Annotated in this window: 26 protein-coding genes; 10 read left to right on the top strand and 16 right to left on the bottom strand. The window is 69.6% G+C overall.

Features of this window, described 5'->3' with window-relative positions:
* Together AB0M01_RS03830 and glpX are read right to left on the bottom strand one after the other, a co-directional pair.
* Positions 1 to 939: a carbohydrate kinase gene (locus AB0M01_RS03830; protein ID WP_363665337.1), complete on the bottom strand. Its 939-nt coding sequence runs from the start codon at positions 937 to 939 to the stop codon at positions 1 to 3.
* A complete protein-coding gene (gene glpX / locus AB0M01_RS03825) occupies positions 936 to 1,970 on the bottom strand; it encodes a class II fructose-bisphosphatase (RefSeq protein ID WP_363665336.1) in 1,035 nt (344 codons plus the stop codon). Before glpX ends, AB0M01_RS03830 begins: the two co-directional genes overlap by 4 nt.
* Before the next feature lie 68 nt (positions 1,971 to 2,038).
* Between glpX and AB0M01_RS03820 the strand changes: the two genes are divergently transcribed.
* Both AB0M01_RS03820 and AB0M01_RS03815 read left to right on the top strand, forming a co-directional pair.
* Positions 2,039 to 2,749 carry a DUF4245 domain-containing protein gene (locus tag AB0M01_RS03820; RefSeq protein WP_363665335.1) on the top strand — a complete coding sequence of 237 codons (711 nt, stop codon included), beginning with the start codon at positions 2,039 to 2,041 and terminating at the stop codon, positions 2,747 to 2,749.
* Between the two features lie 139 nt (positions 2,750 to 2,888).
* Positions 2,889 to 3,536 carry a nucleotidyltransferase family protein gene (locus AB0M01_RS03815; protein ID WP_363665334.1) on the top strand — a complete coding sequence of 216 codons (648 nt, stop codon included), beginning with the start codon at positions 2,889 to 2,891 and terminating at the stop codon, positions 3,534 to 3,536.
* A 7-nt stretch (positions 3,537 to 3,543) separates the two neighbouring features.
* Here AB0M01_RS03815 and AB0M01_RS03810 read toward each other — a convergent pair whose 3' ends face one another.
* Both AB0M01_RS03810 and AB0M01_RS03805 read right to left on the bottom strand, forming a co-directional pair.
* On the bottom strand, positions 3,544 to 3,864 hold the full coding sequence (locus tag AB0M01_RS03810; RefSeq protein ID WP_363665333.1) for a multidrug efflux SMR transporter: 321 nt from the start codon (positions 3,862 to 3,864) through the stop codon (positions 3,544 to 3,546).
* Positions 3,864 to 4,463: a flavodoxin family protein gene (locus AB0M01_RS03805; protein WP_363665332.1), complete on the bottom strand. Its 600-nt coding sequence runs from the start codon at positions 4,461 to 4,463 to the stop codon at positions 3,864 to 3,866. Before AB0M01_RS03805 ends, AB0M01_RS03810 begins: the two co-directional genes overlap by 1 nt.
* Positions 4,464 to 4,505: 42 nt before the next feature.
* On the opposite strand from AB0M01_RS03805, the gene AB0M01_RS03800 reads away from it, so the two are divergent.
* Positions 4,506 to 5,213, top strand: a complete 708-nt coding sequence (locus AB0M01_RS03800; protein ID WP_363665331.1) for a helix-turn-helix domain-containing protein — start codon at positions 4,506 to 4,508, stop codon at positions 5,211 to 5,213.
* Here the strand turns inward: AB0M01_RS03800 and AB0M01_RS03795 are convergent.
* Genes AB0M01_RS03795 through xseA form a run of 3 tightly spaced genes read right to left on the bottom strand, consistent with a single transcriptional unit; the run spans position 5,188 to position 7,144 of the window.
* Complete coding sequence (locus AB0M01_RS03795; protein WP_363665330.1) at positions 5,188 to 5,697, bottom strand: GNAT family N-acetyltransferase; 510 nt, start codon at positions 5,695 to 5,697, stop codon at positions 5,188 to 5,190. The genes AB0M01_RS03800 and AB0M01_RS03795 overlap by 26 nt on opposite strands.
* Complete coding sequence (locus AB0M01_RS03790) at positions 5,694 to 5,924, bottom strand: exodeoxyribonuclease VII small subunit (RefSeq protein WP_363665329.1); 231 nt, start codon at positions 5,922 to 5,924, stop codon at positions 5,694 to 5,696. The genes AB0M01_RS03795 and AB0M01_RS03790 overlap by 4 nt, the downstream gene beginning before the upstream one ends.
* A complete protein-coding gene (xseA, locus tag AB0M01_RS03785; protein WP_363665328.1) occupies positions 5,921 to 7,144 on the bottom strand; it encodes an exodeoxyribonuclease VII large subunit in 1,224 nt (407 codons plus the stop codon). The genes AB0M01_RS03790 and xseA overlap by 4 nt, the downstream gene beginning before the upstream one ends.
* A 74-nt stretch (positions 7,145 to 7,218) precedes the next feature.
* On the opposite strand from xseA, the gene AB0M01_RS03780 reads away from it, so the two are divergent.
* Positions 7,219 to 7,695, top strand: coding sequence for an HAD domain-containing protein (locus AB0M01_RS03780; RefSeq protein WP_363665327.1), 477 nt, complete (start codon positions 7,219 to 7,221; stop codon positions 7,693 to 7,695).
* Here the strand turns inward: AB0M01_RS03780 and AB0M01_RS03775 are convergent.
* Positions 7,675 to 8,220 carry a TetR family transcriptional regulator gene (locus AB0M01_RS03775; RefSeq protein WP_363665326.1) on the bottom strand — a complete coding sequence of 182 codons (546 nt, stop codon included), beginning with the start codon at positions 8,218 to 8,220 and terminating at the stop codon, positions 7,675 to 7,677. The two genes, AB0M01_RS03780 and AB0M01_RS03775, sit on opposite strands and share 21 nt — an antisense overlap.
* A gap of 64 nt (positions 8,221 to 8,284) precedes the next feature.
* On the opposite strand from AB0M01_RS03775, the gene AB0M01_RS03770 reads away from it, so the two are divergent.
* Together AB0M01_RS03770 and AB0M01_RS03765 are read left to right on the top strand one after the other, a co-directional pair.
* The gene (locus tag AB0M01_RS03770; protein ID WP_363665325.1) at positions 8,285 to 8,872 is read left to right on the top strand and encodes a dihydrofolate reductase family protein; all 588 of its coding nucleotides are present in this window, start codon (positions 8,285 to 8,287) and stop codon (positions 8,870 to 8,872) included.
* A gap of 158 nt (positions 8,873 to 9,030) precedes the next feature.
* Positions 9,031 to 10,059 (top strand): 4-hydroxy-3-methylbut-2-enyl diphosphate reductase, encoded by a 1,029-nt coding sequence (locus tag AB0M01_RS03765; RefSeq protein ID WP_363665324.1) that lies wholly within the window; start codon positions 9,031 to 9,033, stop codon positions 10,057 to 10,059.
* A 679-nt stretch (positions 10,060 to 10,738) separates the two neighbouring features.
* On the opposite strand, the gene AB0M01_RS03760 is transcribed toward AB0M01_RS03765, so the two are convergent.
* The 7 genes from AB0M01_RS03760 to AB0M01_RS03730 form a co-directional block, all read right to left on the bottom strand.
* A complete protein-coding gene (locus tag AB0M01_RS03760; protein ID WP_363665323.1) occupies positions 10,739 to 11,581 on the bottom strand; it encodes a hypothetical protein in 843 nt (280 codons plus the stop codon).
* Entirely contained in the window at positions 11,571 to 12,116 is a 546-nt protein-coding gene (locus AB0M01_RS03755; RefSeq protein WP_363665322.1) for a SigE family RNA polymerase sigma factor, read from the bottom strand. Before AB0M01_RS03755 ends, AB0M01_RS03760 begins: the two co-directional genes overlap by 11 nt.
* A 159-nt stretch (positions 12,117 to 12,275) precedes the next feature.
* The gene (locus AB0M01_RS03750) at positions 12,276 to 12,722 is read right to left on the bottom strand and encodes an SRPBCC domain-containing protein (protein WP_363665321.1); all 447 of its coding nucleotides are present in this window, start codon (positions 12,720 to 12,722) and stop codon (positions 12,276 to 12,278) included.
* Positions 12,719 to 13,054 carry a metalloregulator ArsR/SmtB family transcription factor gene (locus AB0M01_RS03745; RefSeq protein WP_363665320.1) on the bottom strand — a complete coding sequence of 112 codons (336 nt, stop codon included), beginning with the start codon at positions 13,052 to 13,054 and terminating at the stop codon, positions 12,719 to 12,721. The genes AB0M01_RS03750 and AB0M01_RS03745 overlap by 4 nt, the downstream gene beginning before the upstream one ends.
* Positions 13,055 to 13,237: 183 nt before the next feature.
* On the bottom strand, positions 13,238 to 14,425 hold the full coding sequence (locus tag AB0M01_RS03740; RefSeq protein WP_363665319.1) for a glycoside hydrolase family 64 protein: 1,188 nt from the start codon (positions 14,423 to 14,425) through the stop codon (positions 13,238 to 13,240).
* Between the two features lie 191 nt (positions 14,426 to 14,616).
* A complete protein-coding gene (locus AB0M01_RS03735; protein ID WP_363665318.1) occupies positions 14,617 to 15,846 on the bottom strand; it encodes a DNA recombination protein RmuC in 1,230 nt (409 codons plus the stop codon).
* A 58-nt stretch (positions 15,847 to 15,904) separates the two neighbouring features.
* Positions 15,905 to 16,687 (bottom strand): polysaccharide deacetylase family protein, encoded by a 783-nt coding sequence (locus AB0M01_RS03730; RefSeq protein ID WP_363665317.1) that lies wholly within the window; start codon positions 16,685 to 16,687, stop codon positions 15,905 to 15,907.
* A 172-nt stretch (positions 16,688 to 16,859) separates the two neighbouring features.
* Between AB0M01_RS03730 and AB0M01_RS03725 the strand changes: the two genes are divergently transcribed.
* Together AB0M01_RS03725 and ychF are read left to right on the top strand one after the other, a co-directional pair.
* Positions 16,860 to 17,387, top strand: coding sequence for a GNAT family N-acetyltransferase (locus AB0M01_RS03725; RefSeq protein ID WP_363665316.1), 528 nt, complete (start codon positions 16,860 to 16,862; stop codon positions 17,385 to 17,387).
* Between the two features lie 62 nt (positions 17,388 to 17,449).
* Entirely contained in the window at positions 17,450 to 18,526 is a 1,077-nt protein-coding gene (ychF, locus tag AB0M01_RS03720; RefSeq protein ID WP_363665315.1) for a redox-regulated ATPase YchF, read from the top strand.
* Here the strand turns inward: ychF and AB0M01_RS03715 are convergent.
* Positions 18,516 to 19,205 (bottom strand): VOC family protein, encoded by a 690-nt coding sequence (locus tag AB0M01_RS03715; RefSeq protein WP_363665314.1) that lies wholly within the window; start codon positions 19,203 to 19,205, stop codon positions 18,516 to 18,518. The two genes, ychF and AB0M01_RS03715, sit on opposite strands and share 11 nt — an antisense overlap.
* A 105-nt stretch (positions 19,206 to 19,310) precedes the next feature.
* Between AB0M01_RS03715 and AB0M01_RS03710 the strand changes: the two genes are divergently transcribed.
* Both AB0M01_RS03710 and AB0M01_RS03705 read left to right on the top strand, forming a co-directional pair.
* Positions 19,311 to 19,955, top strand: coding sequence for a hypothetical protein (locus AB0M01_RS03710; RefSeq protein WP_363665313.1), 645 nt, complete (start codon positions 19,311 to 19,313; stop codon positions 19,953 to 19,955).
* Complete coding sequence (locus AB0M01_RS03705) at positions 19,952 to 21,175, top strand: DUF6357 family protein (RefSeq protein WP_363665312.1); 1,224 nt, start codon at positions 19,952 to 19,954, stop codon at positions 21,173 to 21,175. The genes AB0M01_RS03710 and AB0M01_RS03705 overlap by 4 nt, the downstream gene beginning before the upstream one ends.
* Positions 21,176 to 21,182: the final 7 nt, after the last annotated feature.

Genomic DNA, 21,182 nt, shown 5'->3' with positions numbered 1-21,182 from the left:
TCAGCTCCAGTACGCCGTGTGCTCGGCTGCAGTGGGCGGGTCAGCGCCGTGCCGCGTGCAGGTGATGGCAGCAGCCTTCACCGCGTAGTCGACGACCGCGTGCAGCCCCTCCTCGTCCAGCCCTTCCAGCCGGCTCTCACCGAGCAGACCGCGCGCCTGCAGCCCAGCGATGAGTGCTGACATGAAGGAGTCTCCAGCGCCGACAGTGTCGACCACCTCGATCTCCGGCGCCGCCACCTCGACCCGGCCGAACCTGGTCACACCGATCGCGCCGTCGCCGCCCCGCGTGATCACCACGCACTTGGTGCGGTCCACCGACAGCAGCTCAGCCGCTATCTCGTCCGGTGTCGACCCGGGCCGCAGGAACTCGCAGTCCTCGTCGCTGAGCTTCACCAGGTCAGACAGCCCGGCCAGCGTCCGTACGGCGGCCCAGGTGCTCTCCGGGTCCGGCGTGATCGTCGGCCGCGCGTTCGGGTCGAGCGTCACCGTCACCGGCTTGTCCGCGAGCCCGGTGAGGAACGACCGGATCGCGTCCGCGCCCGGCTCCAGCACGGTCGCGATCGAGCCGGTGTGCACGGCCGGGCAGCCCCGGTTGAGCTTGAGCGCCGGCGGCTCCCAGCTGATGTCGAACTGGTACTTCGCGACGCCCGCGGCGTCCAGCGTCGCGGTCGCCGTACTGGTCCTGAAACCCGGGTCGACCGACCCCGGCGCGAGCTGCACGCCGTTCCCGAACAGGTGCGCGCCCAGCTGGTCGCCGTACGGGTCCGTCCCGAACCGCGTCACCAGCTCGGTCGAAACCCCGAGCCGCGCCAGCCCGACCGCGACGTTCGCCGGCGAACCACCCGGCGTCGCCTTGGTCCCGTTCTTGGCGCCGTTCTTCTTCCCGTTCCCGACGATGTCCACGAGTGTCTCGCCGATGACGAGGACAGGTGCCGTCATCTTGCGTGCTCGAAGTCGATCGCCGAGTACGCACGCAGTTTTTCGAGCTGGTGCACGCTCTCGATGCTGCGGATCGTGCCGCTGCGCGAGCGCATCACCAGCGAGTGCGTGCGGGCGGTCGAGCCGCCGTACCGGACGCCGCGGAGCAGCTCGCCGTCGGTGATGCCGGTGGCCACGAAGAAGCAGTCGTCGCCGCCGACCAGGTCGTCGGTGCTGAGCACCCGGTCGAGATCGTGCCCGGCGTCGAGCGCCTTCTGCCGCTCGGCGTCGTCGCGCGGCCAGAGCCGGCCCTGGATCAGCCCGCCGAGGCACTTCATCGCGCAGGCCGCGATGATGCCTTCCGGCGTACCGCCGATGCCGACCAGCATGTCGAGCCCGGTGTCCGGCCGCGCGGCCTCGACCGCGCCCGCGACGTCACCGTCGCTGATGAACTTGATCCGGGCGCCGGTGGCGCGGATCTCCGCGGCCAGCGCGTCGTGCCGCGGGCGATCGAGCAGTACGACGGTGACGTCGTCGACGCTGGAGCCCTTCGCCTTGGCGACCCGGCGGATGTTCTCCGCGACCGGGAGCCGGATGTCGACGTGGTCGGCGGCCTCCGGGCCGACCACCAGCTTCTCCATGTAGAACACCGCGGACGGGTCGTACATCGTGTTGCGCGGTGAGACCGCCATCACGGCGATCCCGTTGGCCATCCCCTTGGCGACCAGCGTCGTCCCGTCCACCGGGTCGACCGCGACGTCGCACTCGGGCCCGTCGCCGGCGCCGACCCGCTCGCCGTTGTAGAGCATCGGGGCGTTGTCCTTCTCGCCCTCGCCGATCACCACGACGCCGTTCATCCCGACGGTGCCGATCAGCGTGCGCATCGCGTTCACCGCGGCACCGTCGGCGCCGTTCTTGTCGCCGCGGCCGACCCAGCGGCCGGCCGCCATCGCGGCGGCCTCGGTGACGCGGACCAGCTCCAGGGCCAGGTTCCGGTCGGGTGCGTGCTCGTCGACCTCGAGATGGGCGGGTGGTGTGCTGGGGTCGCTCATGCCACGGATCGTAGCCAACGCCCGACGGGGGTGAACGAGCGAGATCGGCCGCGCGAGACACTGGTGCCATGAGCCCGACAGGTCACGAGCCGACGCCCCCCGACGTCACCGCCGAGGAGAACGCTTCCCAGCAGCCGAACGAGGCCGCTGCGGACGCGGCAGACCGGCGTACGACGGACGCTGGCTCGGCTCCGCTGTCGGCAGCCGACCGGGAGAAGGCCCGGGCCCGGGCCGAGGCGATCGAGTTCCGCACCCAGGACCGCGCCAACCGCGCGAAGGCCCGCACCCTCACGAACATGTTCTGGGCACTCCTCGCCACCTTCGTCGTCGTCGCGTTCCTGATGACCGTGACCTGGCGCCCGAAGGAGGAGAAGGTCCGCGCGGTTCCCTACACCGAGCAGTTGGCCGACGCCCGCGCCACGGCCGCCTGGATCCGCGGCCCGGAGCCGATGCCCGAGGGCTGGACGGCGACGAACGTCGAGTTCCGCGCGCCGGAGCAGAGCCCGATCACCTGGCACCTCGGCACCGTCACCAACGAGAAGAAGTACGTCGGCCTCGAGCAGTCGAACCAGACCGCACCCCGGTACCAGAACGAGGAGCTCGGCAAGACCGAGGACGACGGGACGTCGACGGTCGGCGGCGTGGTCTGGCAGCGCAAGACGCTGCTGGAGCGCAAGGACGAGCACGCGCTGGTGCTGGTCGGCTCCGGCGTCACCACGATCGTCGTCGGCAACGCCGGATACCCTGCCCTTGAAACGTTTGCTGCAACACTGCGCTGACGCCGTCCCGTTTCCCCTTGCAGGCTTGAACTTGTGCAGCTGTTGACAGGTTGTTCGCGTTCGCGGTTCGATCGAGGATCGGGAGACGGCGAAGGAGCCTGGTGTGAACCTCACGGTCCAGGTCGGGGGTTGATGCGCCATGTTCGTCACCGGACTCGTGCTCGCTGCCGAAGGATCACCGCAGCTCGGTGTTCCCCGGCAGCTGCTGGCCTACCGCGGTGAGACCCTGCTCGGTGCCTCCCTCGACACCGCGCGGGAGTGCGGTTTCGACCAGCTGGTGCTGACCCTCGGTACGGCGGCCGGCCAGATCCGTGACCGGATCGACCTGGACGGCGTCCGCGTTGTCGACACTCCTCACGCCGACACCGGAAGCTCGTCCATCGTGCCCGCGCTCGACGCGGTCGACCGCCGTACCGACGGCCTGGTCGTGCTCCGCGGTGACCAGCCCGACGTCACCTCGGCCGCCGTCTGGTCCCTGGTCGCCGAGGCCGCCACCCCGATCGGCGTCACCCGGTACGACGACGGCCGCGGCTACCCGTGCTGGTTCGGCCGCGAGACCTTCGGCTCGCTCCGCTCCCTGCGCAGCGACCAGGACCTCTGGCCCTTGATCGAGTCCGGCCCGCACCCGGTCACCGATGTAGATGCCATCGGCAACGTTCCGCTGACCGTCGACACCTGGGACGACTACCAGACCCTGGTCGGCCACTACACGCCCGACCCGGTCGTCCCGCCGCCGCGCCTCACGACTCGCTCGCGCCGCCCGAGCCACACCCGCACGAACAACTGACCGTTGGTCAGTGGCTCCCCGACAGCCGCAGTCCCAGTACGCCGACCAGGATCAGCGCGATGCACGCCAGCCGGGTCGGCGTGAGCGGCTCGTGGAAGAGCACGATGCCGAGGATCACCACGCCGGCCGATCCGATCCCCGTCCACACGGCGTACGCCGTACCGACCGGCAGCCGGTCCAGGGTCTTCGCGAGCAGCACCACCGACGTGATGCCGAAGGCGAGCACCGCGACCGTCGGCCAGAGGCGGCTGAAGCCCTCGCTGGGTTTGAGGCTGAGCGCGAACGCGATCTCGAACACGGCGGCGGCCAGCAGGATGATCCAGGCCATCACGCCGCCAGCGAGCCGCGCAGGTGGCGCAGGGTGACGGTCGCGACCCGGCTGCCGAGCGCGGCGGCGGTCCGCAGGTCGGTCTCCGGCGGCGCCTTCTCGGCCGACAGGTCCGAGTCGGACTGGGCCATCGCGCCGAGCCAGCTGCCGAGGCGGTTCAGGTCCTCGATGCTGGCGGTCGACTTCGACCAGCCCGGGTAGACGTCGAGACCGACCCAGATCATGCCGTGCTGCGCGGCCAGCACGGCGAAGTCGACCAGGCTGTTGAGCTTGTCGCCGGACATCGCCTTGGAGTTGGTGAACCCGGCGGCGATCTTGTCGCGCCAGCCGAGGTTGTCGGCCCAGACGTCGGCGCTGGCCTCGGCGAACGCCTTGAAGACGGCGCTCGGACTGCCCATGTAGGTGGGCGCGCCGAAGATGATCGCGTCCGCGGCCGTGAGCCGCGCCCAGAGCTCGTCGGTGAGCTCGTCGAGCGGGACGAGCTCCGCGACCGCACCCGGTACGGCGGCGGCGCCGGCCGCGACGGCCTCGGCCTGGCGGGCGGTGTGTCCGAAGCCGGAGTGGTACGCGACGGCGATTCGGGCAGGGGTGGTGGGCATGGTGACTACCTCCGGAGGGCTAATCGGACTACAGTCCGGCTTATGAACGACAGTACCGGACCGCAGTCCGTTTCACAACGCCCGCAGGGGACGGCCGGGGCGGGGGACCCGTCGTCGCGCGAGGCGCTGGGCCGATCGCCGAGCGAAGCGCGCGACCGGTCGCTGCCTGTCGTGGGCGAAGCCCGCCCGGAGCGTGCTGACGCCCGCCGGAACCGGCTGAAGGTCCTCGAGGCCGCCGACCGGCTGTTCGCCGGGCACGGCGTCAAGAACGTCTCGCTCGACGCGATCGCCGCCGAAGCAGGCGTCGGCAAGGGCACGGTCTTCCGCCGCTTCGGCGACCGAGCCGGACTCGCGGTCGCCCTGCTGGACGAACGCGAGCGCGAGCTGCAGGCGCGCATCCTCTCCGGCCCGCCGCCACTCGGCCCCGGCGCTCCGCCGGTCGACCGCATCCGCGCCTTCGCCGACGCCTACCTGGAGCTGCTCGACCGCCACGTCGAGCTGTTCATCGACAGCGAGAACGCCTCGGACGGCGCCCGCTACCGCATCGGCTCGTACTGGCTGTGGCACCGCCACATCACGCTGCTCGTCGAGGAGGCGCGGCCCGATCTCGACGCGGCGTACGTCGCTCACGCCGTACTGGCACCACTCGCCGCGGACCTCCACCAGGCGCTGCGCTCAGAAGGCTTCGAGCTCGACCGCCTGCGGTCAGGCCTGGCGTCTCTGATCAGCTTGTTGCTAGCCCCTTCGTGAGCCGCAGCTCAGGCAGGTTGTTGAGCGAGGAGTGCGTGCGATCGGTGGTCTCGGTGAACCCGTACCGCCGGTAGAACGCCCGAGCCCGCCCGTTGGCTTCGAGCACCCACAGATTCACCCGCTCGTACCCGCCGGCGCGCAGATCGTCGACCGCCGCGTCGGCCAGCGCCGTGGCGACACCGGTTCCCCAGGCGTCCGGGTGCACGAAGAGCGCGTACAGCTCGCCGGCCTGGGAGCCGTCACGCTCGGGCCCGACGCCCGCATACCCGACGATCCGCCGGCCATCCTCGCCGCCGGTCTCCGCGACGTACAAGCGCGAACGCCCCGCCGCCACACTCTCTCGCCAGGCCGCCGCGATCGCCTCCGCGTCCATCGCGTCGAGAAACTTTTGCGGCACCAATCCCGTGAAGGCCCCACGCCAGCTGGCGATCCGGGCCTCGGCAGCGCCCAGCAGATCACCGTCGAGCGCAGCCCGAACCCTCAATCAGACTTCTTCTTCGCGTCGTCGCCCGTGTGAGCGGCCTGAGCCTCCGCCAACCGCGTCCGCGCGCCCTCCAGCCACTGGTGGCACGTCGTGGCGAGCTCCTCGCCCCGCTCCCAGAGCGCCAGCGACTCCTCGAGCGTTGTACCGCCGGCTTCGAGCTTGCGGACCACCTCGACCAGTTCCTCGCGGGCCTGCTCGTAGGAGATGTCCGGTCGGGTGTCGCTCACTTGCTGGTCTCCTTGCTGGTGACTTCGACGTCGAATCGGCCGTCGGTGACGCGGGCGTGCAGGGTGTCGCCCGCGGTGACCTGGTCGAGCTGGCGAACGGCGGTGCCGTCGGCGAGCTGGAGCACGGAGTACCCACGCTCCAAAGTCGCCTTGGGGGACAGGGCGCGCACACTCGCCAGCCGGTGCGCAAGATCGTCGCTGGCCCGGTCGAGCCGGTGCAGCAGCGTACGCCGGTTGCGCTCGACCAGCATCGTGATCTCCTCCGAGCGCCGCTCGAGATCCGTCGCGGGCGAAGCGAGCGCCGGCCGACTGCGAAGAGACGCCAGCGCATGCGCCTCCCGATCCAGCCAGCTGGTGATCGCACGCAGCCCGCGATCGCGCAGCATCCGTACGCCGTCCAGCTCCTCCCGTACGTCGGGAACGATCCGCTTCGCCGCGTCGGTCGGCGTCGACGCGCGCAGATCGGCGACCAGGTCGAGCAGCGGCGAGTCCGGCTCGTGGCCGATCGCGCTGACCACCGGCGTCTTCGCCTGCGACACCGCGCGGATCAGCCCCTCGTCGGAGAACGGCAGCAGGTCCTCCAGCGAACCGCCACCGCGCGCGATCACGATCACCTCGACCGACTCGTCCGCGTCCAGCTTGCGCAGCGCGGTCATCACCTCGCCGGCCGCGCTCGGACCCTGCACCGACGCGTGCTCGATCCGGAACGCGACCGCGGGCCAACGCCGCTTCGCGTTCTCCAGCACGTCCCGTTCGGCGGCCGAGTCGCGCCCGCAGATCAGCCCGATCGTGTGCGGCAGGAACGGCAACCGTTTCTTGCGGTGCGCGGCGAACAGCCCCTCCGCGCCGAGCAGTTGCTTCAGGCGCTCGATCCGGGCCAGCAGCTCACCGATCCCGACGTGCCGGATCTCGCTCACCGCCAGCGCGAGCGTGCCGCGGCGAGCGAAGAAGTTCGGCTTGGCGTTCACGACGACCCGCGCACCGTCGCTGACCGGCGGGTCGACGGCCTCGAAAACCCTGCGGTTACAGGTGAAACGCAACGAGATGTCGGCATCGGTGTCGCGCAACGTCCCGAACACGGTGGTCGTCCCGCGCCCGATCGAGACGTCCGTCAGCTGCCCCTCGACCCAAACGGCGCCGAGCTGGTTGATCCAGCTGGCGATCCCGTTCGCGATCGTCCGCACAGCAGCCGGCGCGTCCGGCGAGGTGTCCAAAGCCACCCCCAGACCCTACGACCCGGCGCCGACAATCCCACGCACCCCGTCCACAGGCGGCTGCGCCGTACGGTTGGTTGATGCCCGCGCGCCCTTATCTGCTGCTCGATGTCGACGGCCCGCTGAACCCGTACCGCGCGAAGTCGGTGCCCCCGGGGTATGCCTTCCACGACATCCAGGAAGGCGAGAAGACGTGGAAGCTCCTGCTCAATCAGCAACACGGCACCGAGCTGAACGCGCTCGGTACGTCGTACGAGCTGGTCTGGGCGACGTCGTGGGAACACGGCGCGAACCGTTTGATCGCACCGCTGCTAGGGCTGCCCGAGCTGCCGGTGATCGTGTGGCCTGAAGGCATCCGCTCGCGTGTCGACCAGATCTCGTGGAAGAGCCGTCACATCTCCGAATGGGTCGGAGAGCGGCGATTCGCGTGGGTGGATGACGAGGTGAACAGCTTCGATCAGGCCTACCTGAAGTCTCAGGGGTTGGTACTACCTATCGACGCCAGCCGGGGTCTGGCGGCCGAGGACTTCGCTGTACTACGCGCCTGGGCTGAGTAACCCCCGAACGACCTGCTCCAACGCGTCCTCCGGCAGCACCCCCGGCAGCGTGAGCTGCTCCAGCATCAACCCACCGATCGCGACGTACAGCACCATCGGATCGCCCGGAAGCCCATGCGCATCGTGCAGCGCGATGTTCTCCTCCAGATTCGCGCGGACCCGCCTGGTGAGCGCCTCCTGCAGAGCAGGCCGACGCGTCGCCTCCAGCCGCAGCTCCAGCAGCGCCAGGTACCCAGTCCGATCAGCCGTCAGCCGCTCCCGCAGCAACCGCAGCAACGCCGTCAGAAACTCCTCCGACGGAGGCTGATCGAGATCCTTCGGATCGGGCCCGAGTCGATCGTGGATCCGCAGCCCCGCCTGCGTCAGCAGGTCGTCGCGGTTGGCGAAGTAGTTGGACGCCGTCCCGTTCGGCACGCCCGCGGCGACGTCCACCGCACGAAACGTCAGCCCGCGCGCTCCCTCGCCGGCCAGCACCTCGATCGCGGCGTCGACGAGCGCCGTCCGGCGCTCCGGATTGCTACGCATCAGAGTTGTCTCCTTCGAACCACTATGCCTAGAGTACTACGCCCAGAGTGGTTAGGAGATCACCATGCGAGAACTGACCTACTTCGTGGCGTCGTCCCTGGACGGCTTCGTCGCGGACCCGTCCGGCGGCGACCCGACCGACGTGAGCCCCGGCGGCTTCTTCCTGTCCAGCGGCGACCACTCGCAGCCGCTGCTCACGGCGTACCCGGAAACCGTCCCCGGCGTCGTGCGCGAAATGCTCGGGATCGACGCGGAGAACAGGGTCTTCGACACCGTTCTGATGGGCCGCCGGACCTGGGAGCTCGGTCGCGACCTGGGCAATCCCGACCCGTACCCGCGGCTGCGCAGCTACGTCTTCTCCAGTACGCCGTACGACGCGCCGCCGGTCTCCTTCGTCAGCACGGACCCGGTCGAAAAAGTGCGGGAGCTCAAGCAGGAAAGCGGTCTGGGCATCTGGCTGTGCGGCGGCGGGCGGCTCGCCGCGACGCTGTGGCCGGAGATCGACCGCCTGGTGGTGAAGGTGAACCCGGTCGTGATCGGTGCCGGGGTCAAGCTTTTCCACAGCGACGAATTCGCGGTCCGGAAACTGCGCCTGGCCGGGCACCATGTCTACGAAAGCGGCGTGGCCGTGCTGACCTACCGGAAGGAGTGAAAATACCTTTGCGCAAACGATTTTCCGGCGCGCATCCTCTGGGGAGTGAAGCACCTCCTAGGGGGAGCCGCCCGGACAGGGCGGGCGGCTCCCCGACTTCACCGGCCCGGGGTGAGCTGCGCCACGGCCGTCGGGGTGGCCCGACCGCGCCCCGTACGATGGGGGACGTGACTGCCCAGCCTGAGACCAGTGGTTCGACAGCCGTGAAGACCAAGCGGGTGCTGCTCGCCGCGCCGCGGGGGTACTGCGCGGGCGTGGACCGGGCGGTGGTCGCGGTCGAGAAGGCGCTCGACCTGTACGGTCCGCCGGTCTACGTGCGCAAGGAGATCGTGCACAACAAGCACGTCGTGCAGACCCTGCAGGCGCGCGGCGCGATCTTCGTCGACGAGACCGACGAGGTCCCCGAGGGCGAGACGGTGATCTTCTCCGCGCACGGTGTCGCCCCCGTGGTGCACCAGGAAGCGGCCGCCCGGCAGCTCAAGACGATCGACGCGACCTGCCCGCTGGTCACCAAGGTCCACCACGAGGCGAAGCGCTTCGCCGCGACCGACTACGACATCCTCCTGATCGGCCACGAAGGCCACGAGGAGGTCATCGGCACCAGCGGCGAGGCCCCCGAGCACATCCACCTCGTCGACGGCCCCGGCGACGTCCCGAACGTCGAGGTCCGCGACCCCGAGAAGGTCGTCTGGCTCTCCCAGACCACCCTCTCGGTCGACGAGACCATGGAAACCGTCCGCCGCCTCCGCGAACGCTTCCCGAGCCTCCAGGACCCGCCCAGCGACGACATCTGCTACGCCACCCAGAACCGCCAGGCCGCAGTCAAGAAGCTCGCCCCCGACGCCGACCTGATGATCGTCGTAGGCTCCCGCAACTCCTCCAACTCCGTCCGCCTCGTCGAGGTCGCCGTCGAGCACGGCGCCAAAGCCGGCTACCTGGTCGACTACGCCGACGAGATCGACGAAACCTGGCTCGAAGGCGTCGGCTCCGTCGGCGTCACCAGCGGCGCCAGCGTCCCCGAAATCCTCGTCCGAGACGTCATCGACTGGCTCGCCGCCCGCGGCTACGCCGAGGTCCAGGAGGTCACCACCGCCGAGGAGAGCCTGGTGTTCTCTCTCCCCCGCGAGCTCCGCACCGACCTGAAGGCCGCAGGCATGGCCACGACGGGCACCTCCGACCACGCCTGACCCCGGTCCGAGCCCCACCCGTCCACCCCCTGCAGCCAACTCCCCACCCGCGCTGGCTGCAACCCAACACCCGCACTGGCTCTCCACGCCCGCGCTGACTTCACGCCTACGTCCGCGCTGGTTCCGCGCGCACGCCGCGCTGGTTCCACGCCCACGCTGGCTCCGCGCTCACGCTCACGCTGGTTTCGCGCGCACGCCCGCGCTGGAGTGCGCGCTCACGTCGCGTCGGCTGAAGAGTTCCAAGCCCGCGGCACCCCCGAACCGACCGGCTGTTGCGGCACAGCCAGCGCGCTCCCCGGCGTCGCCCCGGTCCAACCGGCGCACAAGCGCGTCGTCGCCGCCTGGCACAGCCTGCTCCGGTACCGCCTGACGACAGGCCAAGGACATCGACCAGATCCACCGGTTGCTGAGCCGCTCCGGCCGGGTGGAATCTGGCGAGCGGCCCCCGACCTGCCCGCCCATGCCCTCACCCACGCGGGCCGACAACCGGCCCCCGCCACCTGCGAGCACGCGTGCCTCGGTACCTGCGAGCACGCTGACTCCTCGATGGTCCAAGCTCCGGACTGGGGCATCCAGCTCGAACCAGACAGCGCGCGCGTTATTCGCTCGGGCGGGTGTTCACAGCGACCGGGCCACGACCGCCTTGTGTCAGTCGTGGCCCTGCGAGGCGCGCGTCAGATCACGGGGACGGGGAGGTGGTGGGGCCGGTGACCTTGATCTTCATGGTCTTTTCGATCTCACGCAGACCGGTGTCTGTGCAGTAGCCGATCCGGTAGGTGAAGGTGTAGGTCCCCGCCTTGCGGTAGGTGTGTGTCACGGTGCGGCCCGACCACGAACCCGCGTACCGCTGGTAGGCACCGTCGCAGGTCAGGCCGGAGCCGACGGTTCCGGTCGGGCCCTCGTTCGGATCGTTGTACTCGTCACCGAAGTCGTAGTCGTAGTAGTACGCGTTCGCAGTGATGCCGCCGTTGCTCATGTTGCTTCTACCGGTGTACTCGAAGACCGGGACGAGCAGCGAGCCGGTCCACTCCGACGCCAGCGAGGCCTTCAATCCGTTGACCGTGAGGTCCGACAGCGTCAGATTGAGTTTGACCGGGAGCGGCGCCTCGGGTTCTTGGGTCTTCGGGGACGACGGCTTACTCGGCGGTGGGGTGTTGGCCTTCTCGGGCTCCTCGGTGTTGTCGGTTTCCTGACCGCCGGGCTTGAGGGTTTGGACGGAGACGGCGATCGGCGGTTTCGGGGCTGTCGGTGTGCTCGTCGGGGTCGACGATGGGACGCTCGCGGTCGGGGTCGGCCGGTTCGGGGTCTCGGTGACCGGCGGGGCCGAGTCGATGCCCGTCAGGTTGCCCGCGGCGAGCGCGATGGTCGCGACGGCGGCGGTGGCCAGGCCGGCGACCAGGCCCGTCGTACGGCGGCGGCGGGCGGTCTTGATGCGGGCGAAGACGGCGTCGCTCGGGAGGCCGGTGGGTTCGGGGGTGTCTTCGACGAGGGCCTGGAACTTGGCCTTCAGTTCATCGGTCATAGGTCAGCCCTCCAGTCGGGCGGGGGGCGGGTGTCAGGGGATCGGACTCGGCGAGCAGGTGGTGCTCGCGGAGCTTGGCGAGGCCGCGGGAGACGGTGCTCTTCACGGTGCCGACCGAGCAGCCCATGATCTTGGCGACCTCGGCGTCGGGCAGGTCCTCGAAGAAGCGGAGCGCGAGGGCGGCCCGGGTTCGGCGGGGGAGCGTGGCGAGGGCGCGGAGCAGGCGGTCGCGTTCGTCGACGGTGCCGAACTCCGACGGCGCCGCCGGTTCGGGCAGCGTCTCGGTCGGGGTCTCGCCCTTCCACTTGCGGCGCCACCACTGGGTACTGGTGTTCACCATCACGGTCCGGGTGTAGCTCTCCAGGGCGTTGCCGCTGCGCAGCGACTTGCGGTGGAACCACACCTTGGTCAGCGAGGTCTGCACGAGATCCTCGGCGAGGTGCCACTCACCGGTGAGCAGGTAACCGAACCGCTGCAGCGCGGTGAACCGCCCGTTCACGAACTCGGCGAACTCCTCGTCAAGCCCTGGATCCATCCCGTTGTCCCCTGCCCCCAGCTCGGTTGCCGGCCCAGCGCCGACCATGTCAGCAGTGTGATGTCCGAGCCGGGGCAGAAGGTTGAGTCCGTCGCGAAATTGCCTGAAGTGTCCTCCGGTCATTGCGCGAACCGGCTCACATGAAGGGTGCGGGCCGGACTACTGGAACCGTGCGAAGTGGCCGAGGACGAAGGTCCAGCCGGTGTCGTAGCTGGTTCGGGCCTCGGCGCCGTCGGGGCGGCGTTCCCAGCCGGTGTGGGTCAGTTCGACCTCGGTTTCGTCGCCGAGTGCGCGGAAGTGGACGGTGACGTGGCCGGCCTGCTTCGGGTCGGTGCCGGGGTGCCAGGTGAAGGCGACGGTGTGGGGTGGGTCCCAGTCGGAGACGGTGCCCCAGGACCCCACCGGGCCGGTGGCGTCGTACTCGATGATCTGGCCGCCGACTGCGCCCTCGAGGCGTACGTCGGTCGCGGCCTCGCCTCGGACGGAGTGGGTGGCCAGCGGCCACCATTTGCCGAGGTCGGCGGTGAAGAGGGTGAACGCGCGGTCCGGTGTCGTGGCGACAACGACCGTTTTCACCAGCGGTGCCAGGTCCTGCTCGATGCTCATGACTTCCCCTCCGTACGCCGTACGTGGTCCGCGAACGCGTCCAGGGCCTCGGTCCAGAACTGGTCCAGCCAACCCCGTACGGCGGCCAGCCCGGCTGGGTCGACGCGGTAGATGTTGCTGGTCCCGCGGGGCTCGTGGGCGACCAGGCCGACGCGGCTGAGGACTTTCAGGTGCTGCGAGATCGCCGGGCGGCTGACCGGCACCCGGTCGGCCAGGGAGCCGACCGAGCTCGGGCCGCCTTGCCGGAGGGTCTCCAGGATGACGCGGCGGGTGGGGTCGCCGAGCGCGTCCAGGATCGGCGCCGCGGCTTCGAGTGTTCCGTAAGTCCCCACGAACGGTAAGTTGCCACTAACCAAGAACACAGTCAAGAGCGGAGAAGACCCCGGGTCCCACCGCGGCAGCAGCGGAAGGACCCGGGGTGCTCGGCGACCTCGCCCGTCGGCTGAACGGAGCGCCGGTCAGCCGAACGGGCGGAGGTCAGTCGAGGGGGCAGAGATCGGTCGACAGAACGCCGATCAGTTGAACGGATCCAGCGTGATGCTCGTCTGCGTCGGGTTCCCGTCGTGCACCAGCGACTCATGAGCGCCGACGTCGTCGAACGCGAAACCGTACGCCTTGCCGTCGGCCATCTGGGCGTGGACGAGACGGGAGTAGTGGTTGGTGACGCCGTCCTTGTAGAAGTTGGCGTTGTTCGCGTCCGGCTGGTTCGGGTTGATCAGCAGCGTCGACCGGTTGAAGCCGGCGCACAGTGTGCGGGAGATCGGACCGCGGACCAGGTCGTTCGGGGCGTCGAGCAGGCCGGCGCAGCCGAAGATGCTGGCCGAGTTCGGCTTCTGGAACGACGTCACCACCTGGCCGGAGGTGTTGGTGAAGTTCATCGTGTTGCCCGACACCCGGCCGAAGTACTTGATGTTCGGCTGGTCGGTGAACGGCGTCACGGTGAGCGTCTGACTGCTGTACTTCGACCAGACCCGGTTCACGTAGTCGTCCATCACCGAGCCGGGCAGTGCACCCGTCTCGACCCCGTACGACGGCGCGAGCGCCCGCAGTACGGACCCGTTCGGCGCGGTCTTCACCAGGTTCGACCAGCCGCCGGACTGACTGCGCAGTGCGTTGAAGAACGCGTTGTACCCGCCGGGCTTCAGGTGCCCGGTGGTCTTCGTGCCGGCGGCCGACTGCACGCCGACGGCGTACGGCGCGGAGAACATGTCGACCTGGGTGCTGTTGATCCACACCCCGGAGTCGTTCAGCGTGTACTCGGTCCAGTTGAACAGGATGTTCGCGTTCGGGTCGCTCGGGTTCTGCACGGCGGGCTGGACCAGGCCGCCGGTGGTCAGCTTGAAGATCAGCTTCTGGCCGTACGAGAAGTAGACCCGGCCGGAGAACTTCGGCATCTGGATGGTGATCGACTGGCCGTTCGCGGGCCCTGGGATGGAGGCGTCCGGAGCCGGTGTCGGCGGGTTGCCGCCGGCCGGCCAGGCGTGGAAGGTGCCGTTCGCGTCGGCCCAGCCCTGCTGGCCGGTCGCGAGGTTGGTGCCCAGGTTGTAGATGTAGACCGCGTCGCCGCGGCCCGAGTTGTTGGTGATCTTCAGCGGCACGGTCGGCGGCACCGCCTGGGCGGGGGCCGAGACGACGGCGGTGAGCCCGGCCGCGACGGTCGCGGCGGCTGCCAGTACGGCGAGCAGTTTCGGTTTGATGCGCACAACTCCTCCTCAGGTCTGTCCCAGTGCGAGAGAAGGTGGAGAGCCCGTTGCGACGAGGGACGGTAGGCCGCCGCACGGGTGAGAGCGCTCTCATCGTTGGACAGCGTTCCAACGATGTCAATGGTGAACCGAAGACAGCTTTCGTTAATTCGCCACGGAGTGCTGGCTCGCGATCACTGTCCGTGGAGCAATCAGCCGGTCTGCGAGTCGAAGCCCGGGAGCGGCGGTGGGGTGTCGCGACGCGTGCGGTCGACCGGCGGCGTCGGGACCCAGCGGCGAGTCGGGTCGTCAGGCTCGTCCAGGGCCAGCAGCTCCGGCGCCGCCAGCGGGCGCACCGACGCCTCGATGGTCTCCATCGCTTCGAGCTCGGCCTCGGTGACGTGCAGGTCGCGGAGCTTGCGGGCGGTGGTGAAGACGCGGCTCTCGAACGAGCCGACGGTCCGGTTGTAGGCGTCGACGGCCGATGTCAGCGAGCGGCCGACGCGGCCGAGGTGGTCGCCCATCGTGCTCAGCCGCTCGTACAGCTCGCGGCCGAGCTCGAACACCTGCTGGGCCGACTCGGTCAGCGCCGACTGGTTCCACGCGTACGCCGCCGCCCGCAGCGTCGCGATCAGCGTGGTCGGCGTCGCCAGGATCACCCGGCGCTCGGCGGCGTACTCGAGCAGGCCGGGCTCGATGTCGAGCGCGGCGGACAGGAACGACTCGCCGGGCACGAACAGGATCACGAACTCCGGTGTCGAGGGCAGACGCGCCCAGTACGACTTGGCCGACAGCTGGTCCACGTGGGTCCGCAGGTGTCGCGCGTGCGCGCGGAGCCGGTCCTCGCGGAAGTCGGCGTCGTCGCTCTCGGCCGCCTCCAGGAACGCGGCCAGCGGCACCTTCGAGTCGACGACGAGATTCTTGCCCTCGGCAAGTCTCACCACCAGGTCGGGCCGGAGCAGCCCGTCGTCGGTGACGGTCGAGGTCTGCTCGGTGAAGTCGCAGTGCGCGACCATGCCGGCCAGCTCGACCGTACGCCGAAGATGCAGCTCGCCCCAGCGGCCACGGACCTGCGGCTTGCGCAGCGCGGTCGACAGCGACGCCGTCTCGCGCCGGAGCGCCTCGCCGCTCATCCGGACCTCGTTCACCTGCTGGTGCAGCTGGGACTGCCAGGCCGCGCGGCCCTTCTCCAGCTGGCTGAGCTCGGTGTGCAGCCGGTCCAGCGCCTCCTTCACGACCGCCTGGCCGGACATCTGCTGCCCGACCGACTGGCGCTCCTGGACCAGCTCGACCACCCGGTCCTCGGCCGCGTCCCGCTCGGCGGTGATCCGGGCCAGCTCGGCGCCGTCGCGACCGCGCGACCAGAGCACGCCGAAACCTGCCCCGAGCAACAACCCGATGATCAGGAACAGCAGCACCAACAACAGCGTCGTACCGGTCATGCCACAGAGCGTGACACAGGCCTCCGACAGTTTCCGGTCAGCGGTGCGAAGTGGGGGATCAGCAGTCCATCGCGGGGAAGCTGTAGCCCTGGGCCTTGAGCTGGCCGAGCACCTTGTCGAGCGCCGCGACGGTCTGCGCGCGGTCGCCGCCGCCGTCGTGCATCAGCACGATGTTGCGGCGGTGCGCGTGGGTCATGATGTTGTGCGCGATCGCGTTCACCCCCGGCTTGGCCCAGTCCCGCGGGTCGACGTCCCAGAGCACCTGCGCCATCCCGGCGGCCTTGATGTCGGCGCGCACCTTCGGGTTCGACGCGCCGTACGGCGGCCGGAAGCACTTCGACTGCGGACCGTCGAAGATCTCGTGGTGCCGCTCGGCTGCGGACAGCTTGGTCAGCTGCGGGTGGTTGATCGAGTGGCTGCCGATGGTGTTGCCGTCGGCAAGGATCTGGTCGCGCAGCGCGGGGTACTGGGCCTGGTTGCGGCCGAGCTGGAAGAACGTCGCGTGCGCGCCGTGCTTCTTCAGCACCTGCAGGACCCGCGGGGTCCAGACCGGGTCCGGGCCGTCGTCGAAGCTGAAGAAGATGACCTTCTTGTTGCCGGTGACCAACGAGGCCGTCGGGTCCGCGACCGGCTTTCCCGCGTTGGTGTTCGGGGTCGTCGGCGGTGTGGTGGGCGGCGTGCTGGTCGGGGTCGGCGGTGGCACCGATCCCGTCGTACTGCCGCCGGCGGCAGCGGTCGGCGTCGGTTGAGCAGAACGTCCCAGCGCGACGGCGAACAACCCGCCGAGAACGAGTGCGGCGGCCGCGGCGGTGCCGATGACGGCAGCAAGCTTTCGGGACATGATGCTCCCTTGCAGATCAGGCGGATGGTCCCCAGTCGCTCCCCCTCAGGAGCTTTCGTCAGGTAGACGCGGCACCGCGCGGACTGGTTGGCAAGGCCGTGTTGCAAGGAGATCTCGGTCGCTTCCTTGTCAGGCAACGGTGGTGTAGATCTCGTCGGGAGGGGAGGACGCGATGGACGCGAAGGTGATCTTCGAGACCGAACGGCTCGTCGTCCGTGACTGGACGGCCGCCGACGGTGACCGGGTGTTCGACATCTACCGCCGGTGGGAGGTCTCGCGCTGGCTCGGCGCGACGCCGCGCGCGATGGAGGACCGCGACGCCGCGACGCGGACGATCGAGCGGTGGAACGGACGGAACACCGATCCCGTGTACGGCGTGTGGGCGGTGCAGGAGAAGTCGTCGGGGGTGGTGGCGGGGACCGTGCTGCTGGTGCCGTTGCCGGCGCCGTCGGACGGCGAGTCCGAGGGAGAGGTCGAGGTGGGATGGCACTTCCACCCCGACTCCTGGGGGCGCGGGCTGGCGACGGAGTCGGCGCGGGGCGCGATCGGGCACGGGTTCGCGGCCGGGCTCGCGGAGATCCACGCCGTCGTACGGCCGGACAACCACGCGTCGCGCGCCGTCTGCGAGCGGCTCGGGATGCGGCCGCTCGGGCTGACCAGGCGCTGGTACGACGCGGAGCTGGCGGCGTACGTGATCTGAAGCACCCGGCGTACCGGCTGTGGATTGGGGTCCGGCCGGGCGGGCGCGTAGTCTTGGCGCCCGTGGCACTCACCATCGGAATCGTCGGGCTCCCCAACGCGGGCAAGTCCACGCTCTTCAACGCGCTGACCAAGAACAACGTGCTCGCGGCGAACTACCCGTTCGCGACGATCGAGCCCAACGTCGGCGTGGTGGGGGTGCCGGACGCGCGGCTGGGCAAGCTGGCCGAGATCTTCTCGTCGGCCAAGCAGCTGCCCGCGACCGTGCAGTTCGTCGACATCGCCGGCATCGTCCGCGGTGCGTCGGAGGGTGAGGGCCTGGGGAACAAGTTCCTCAGCCACATCCGCGAGTCCGACGCGATCTGCCAGGTGACCCGGGTGTTCGTCGACGAGGACGTCACCCACGTCGACGGCAAGGTCTCGCCGGCCGACGACATCTCCACCATCCAGACCGAGCTGATCCTGGCCGACCTGCAGACCGTCGAGAAGGCGATCCCGCGGCTGGAGAAGGAGTCCCGGCTGAAGAAGGAGAGCGTCGCCGTACTGGAGGCCGTCCGCGAGGCGCAGAAGCACCTCGAGGCCGGGACGCCGATCATCGCGACGAACGTCGACCGCGACGCGATCCGCGAACTGATGCTGATGACCGCCAAGCCGTACCTGTTCGTCTTCAACTGCGACGCCGACGAGCTCGCCGACGAGGACCTCAAGACGCGGATGCGCGAGCTGGTCGCGCCGGCCGAGGCGATCTTCCTGGACGCCAAGTTCGAGGCCGAGCTGGTCGAGCTCGGCGACGAGGACGAGGCCCGCGAGATGCTGTCCGAGATGGGCGTCGAAGAGCCCGGCCTGGACGTGCTGGCCCGCGTCGGCTTCGAGACCCTCGGCCTGCAGACCTACCTGACCGCGGGCCCGAAGGAGTCCCGGGCCTGGACGATCAAGAAGGGCGCCACCGCGCCCGAGGCCGCCGGCGTCATCCACACCGACTTCCAGCGCGGCTTCATCAAGGCCGAGATCGTCTCCTTCGACGACCTGGTCGAGGCCGGCTCGATGGCCGCCGCGAAGTCGGCGGGCAAGGTCCGCATGGAGGGCAAGGACTACATCATGGCCGATGGCGACGTGGTGGAGTTCCGCTTCAACGTCTGACAGCTCTGCGGAGGCCGAACTCGTTGCCGTCGGGGTCGGCCAGTACGTGGTCGGCTAGGCGGGTCGCGCCGAGTGCGAGCAGGCGGTCTGCCTCGCTGGTGGGGTCTGTGGCGGTCAGGTCGAAGCGTTGGCGGTTTCTGGTGGTTCTGGGTTCGTCCCAGGAGTCCCAGGAGATCTTGGTTCCGCCGTACGGCGACTGGACCGCGGTCTGTTCGTTCTCGTTCAGGACGAGCGGCCAGCCGAGTGCGTGGTGCCAGAACAGGCCGACGTCGCGGGTTCCGTTGCAGGTGACCTCGCCGAGGTAGCCGGTGTTGGCCAGGTAGTTGTTGCCAGGCTCGATCACGCACAGGGGGTTGTCGCCGGGGTCGGCCAGTACGACGAAAGCGTCGTCGGGTGCCTGGCCGACGTCGAGGTGGCGACCGCCGAGGCGCAGCGCTGTCGCGACGGTGCGCTGCTGGTCGTCGAGGCTGGTGCTGGTCAGGTGCAGGTGTAACTGGCGCGGGTCAATCTGCACGGTGTCCGAGGTGACGAAGCGAAGGCCGACCTGTGTCTCGTTGCCTGGGACCAGCGCGCCGCTTGGCTCTGGGCGGACCTCCCGGTCGAGGAGTCCGGCCCAGAAGGCCGCTGTTGCTGCGGCGTCGGCGACGTCGAACACCACTGCTTCCAGGTGGAGTGCCATCAGTCGACGGTAGGACGGGCTTGTGGCGTTGGCGACCGGTTATCTGAGCCCTGTGCGGAGATAGGGTCGTTTCGATCGTCCGACGGAATCGAGTGAAGGACACCGATGGCCCGCCCTTACCGCCCAGGTCCGAAAGAGTTCGTCTTCGCTGCCGGGGACGGCACCGGCGAGCGGGTCGTCGCCGCCGATCCGCAGGAGGCGTACGAGGCGTTCTCCGTGTTCTACCGGAGCCAGGACGGTCGCACCTGCACGATCGACGACGAGCCGGCCGGGCAGCGGTTGGTGCTGATGCCGGATCGAGGCGTGATTGTTCGGAGTACGGGGGCCGAGGTCTCGTACCTGAAGGTCGACCGGCCCAACCGCTACACGCCGAGCGCGATGCTGTTCTTCGAGAACGGGTACGCCGGGCTCGACCGGTACGGGCAGTGGCTCGCGGACCTCGCGGACCTGGACGCGTCGCCGGAGGATCGCGGAGCGACTCGGGCCGCGACGCTGACGACCGAGGCCGCCGCGCTCGAGGAGGTCGGGCGGATGTGGGGTGACTCGGGGATCGTCGATCCGAGCGATCAGTGGTACGTCTTCTTCGACTCGCACGGCGCTGAGGACGACCGGGCCGAGCGCGCCGCGCTGCTCGTGCTGATCGAGTTTCTCGGGCTCGAGCAGGTCGAGGCTCCGGCGGGGGCTGCCGACGGGGAGATCTGGGTACGCCGGGACGCGCGGCTCGACGCCGAGTTCGAACGGTGGGCATGACGGAGGTCGTGTTCGGCCGCGAGAACGGGTGGTTTCCGCGCGTCGTACGGGACGAGGGCGTGCTGCGGATCGAGCTTGGTGCTGGGGCCGATGCGAACCATGACCCGCGCACGTTCACGTTTCCGGTCGAGGAGGCGCAGGTCGCGGTGATTCGGGAGGATCTGCGGCGGCATCTGCTGCTGTGGAGTGCGATTCTGCCGCTGTGCGACGCGGCTGGGACTCGGGGTGCGTTGGATGAGGATGCTGCTGTCGCGCTGCTGGATCCGATCCTGTTCTCCGCGCCTGGCGATGTCGACGCGCTGTTTCGCCGCATCAGGTGGGACCGGAGCCGGCTCGTCGCCCATGGTGCGGACGTCGCGCTGCTCGAGCGTGGCGAGGTGTGGGCTGCGACGGGCTCGGCGGGTGAGACGGCCGACTGGGCTCGGGCGCAGGAGCACCAGGCGAACCGTTGGCGCGCGCAGCGGGGTGTGGTGCTGGCGCCGCTCGACACCGCGATTCTGAAGTACACCGGGCAGTACCTGCACGGCGCGACGGTTCCGCAGCGGCGTCCGGAGGCGGTTGATCGGGCGTTGCTGCCTGAGGTTCTGGACGTGATCGCTGCTGGGGAGCGAGCTGCTTCTGGGCTGCGGATCGGGCGTGATCCGCGCCGGGGGAGTCGCGGCACGGACAAGCGGGACTGGGAGCGGATGGGGGCGGCGGTCGAGACGGCGGTCCGTGGTTCGCGTCCCGAGCTTGCTGACGACGCGGTGGCGAGCGTGAAGTTCCTGATCTGCTCGGAGGCGGCGGGGCGGGCCAGGAGTACGCCGTACGAGGAAGGCGGCGCTGCTCGGAGTACGAAGCTGATCTTCACCGACGACAAGGACGCCGAGGAGACGTGGCGATCGGGCGGTTCCCGGACGGCCGCGGAGGCGTTCTGGGAGTTCGTCGAGGCTCGTTCGGCCGGGGACAACGAGGTCTTCACGATCGAGGACGAGGCGGCGGGGGAAGGGCTTCAGCTCCACTTCTACGCGGACTCGGTCGCGCGGATCACCACGGTGTCGAAAGGCGCCGGCGAGCCGAAGTACCAGGTCGAGTACAGCCTGGTCGACGGCATGGACGGGTATCGGGCCGTGGTCGGCGCGTTCATCACCGGCGGTTGCGCCGCCCTCGATGCCCACGGTCCGTGGCTGACGAACGCCGAGTTCGAACGCACCCGCCGCGAACGCAAGAACCGCCGCTGACCGCTTG

This window comes from Kribbella sp. NPDC051770 (genome assembly GCF_040681455.1).
Classification (GTDB): domain Bacteria; phylum Actinomycetota; class Actinomycetes; order Propionibacteriales; family Kribbellaceae; genus Kribbella.
This window is presented reverse-complemented; position numbering and strand designations above follow the sequence as displayed.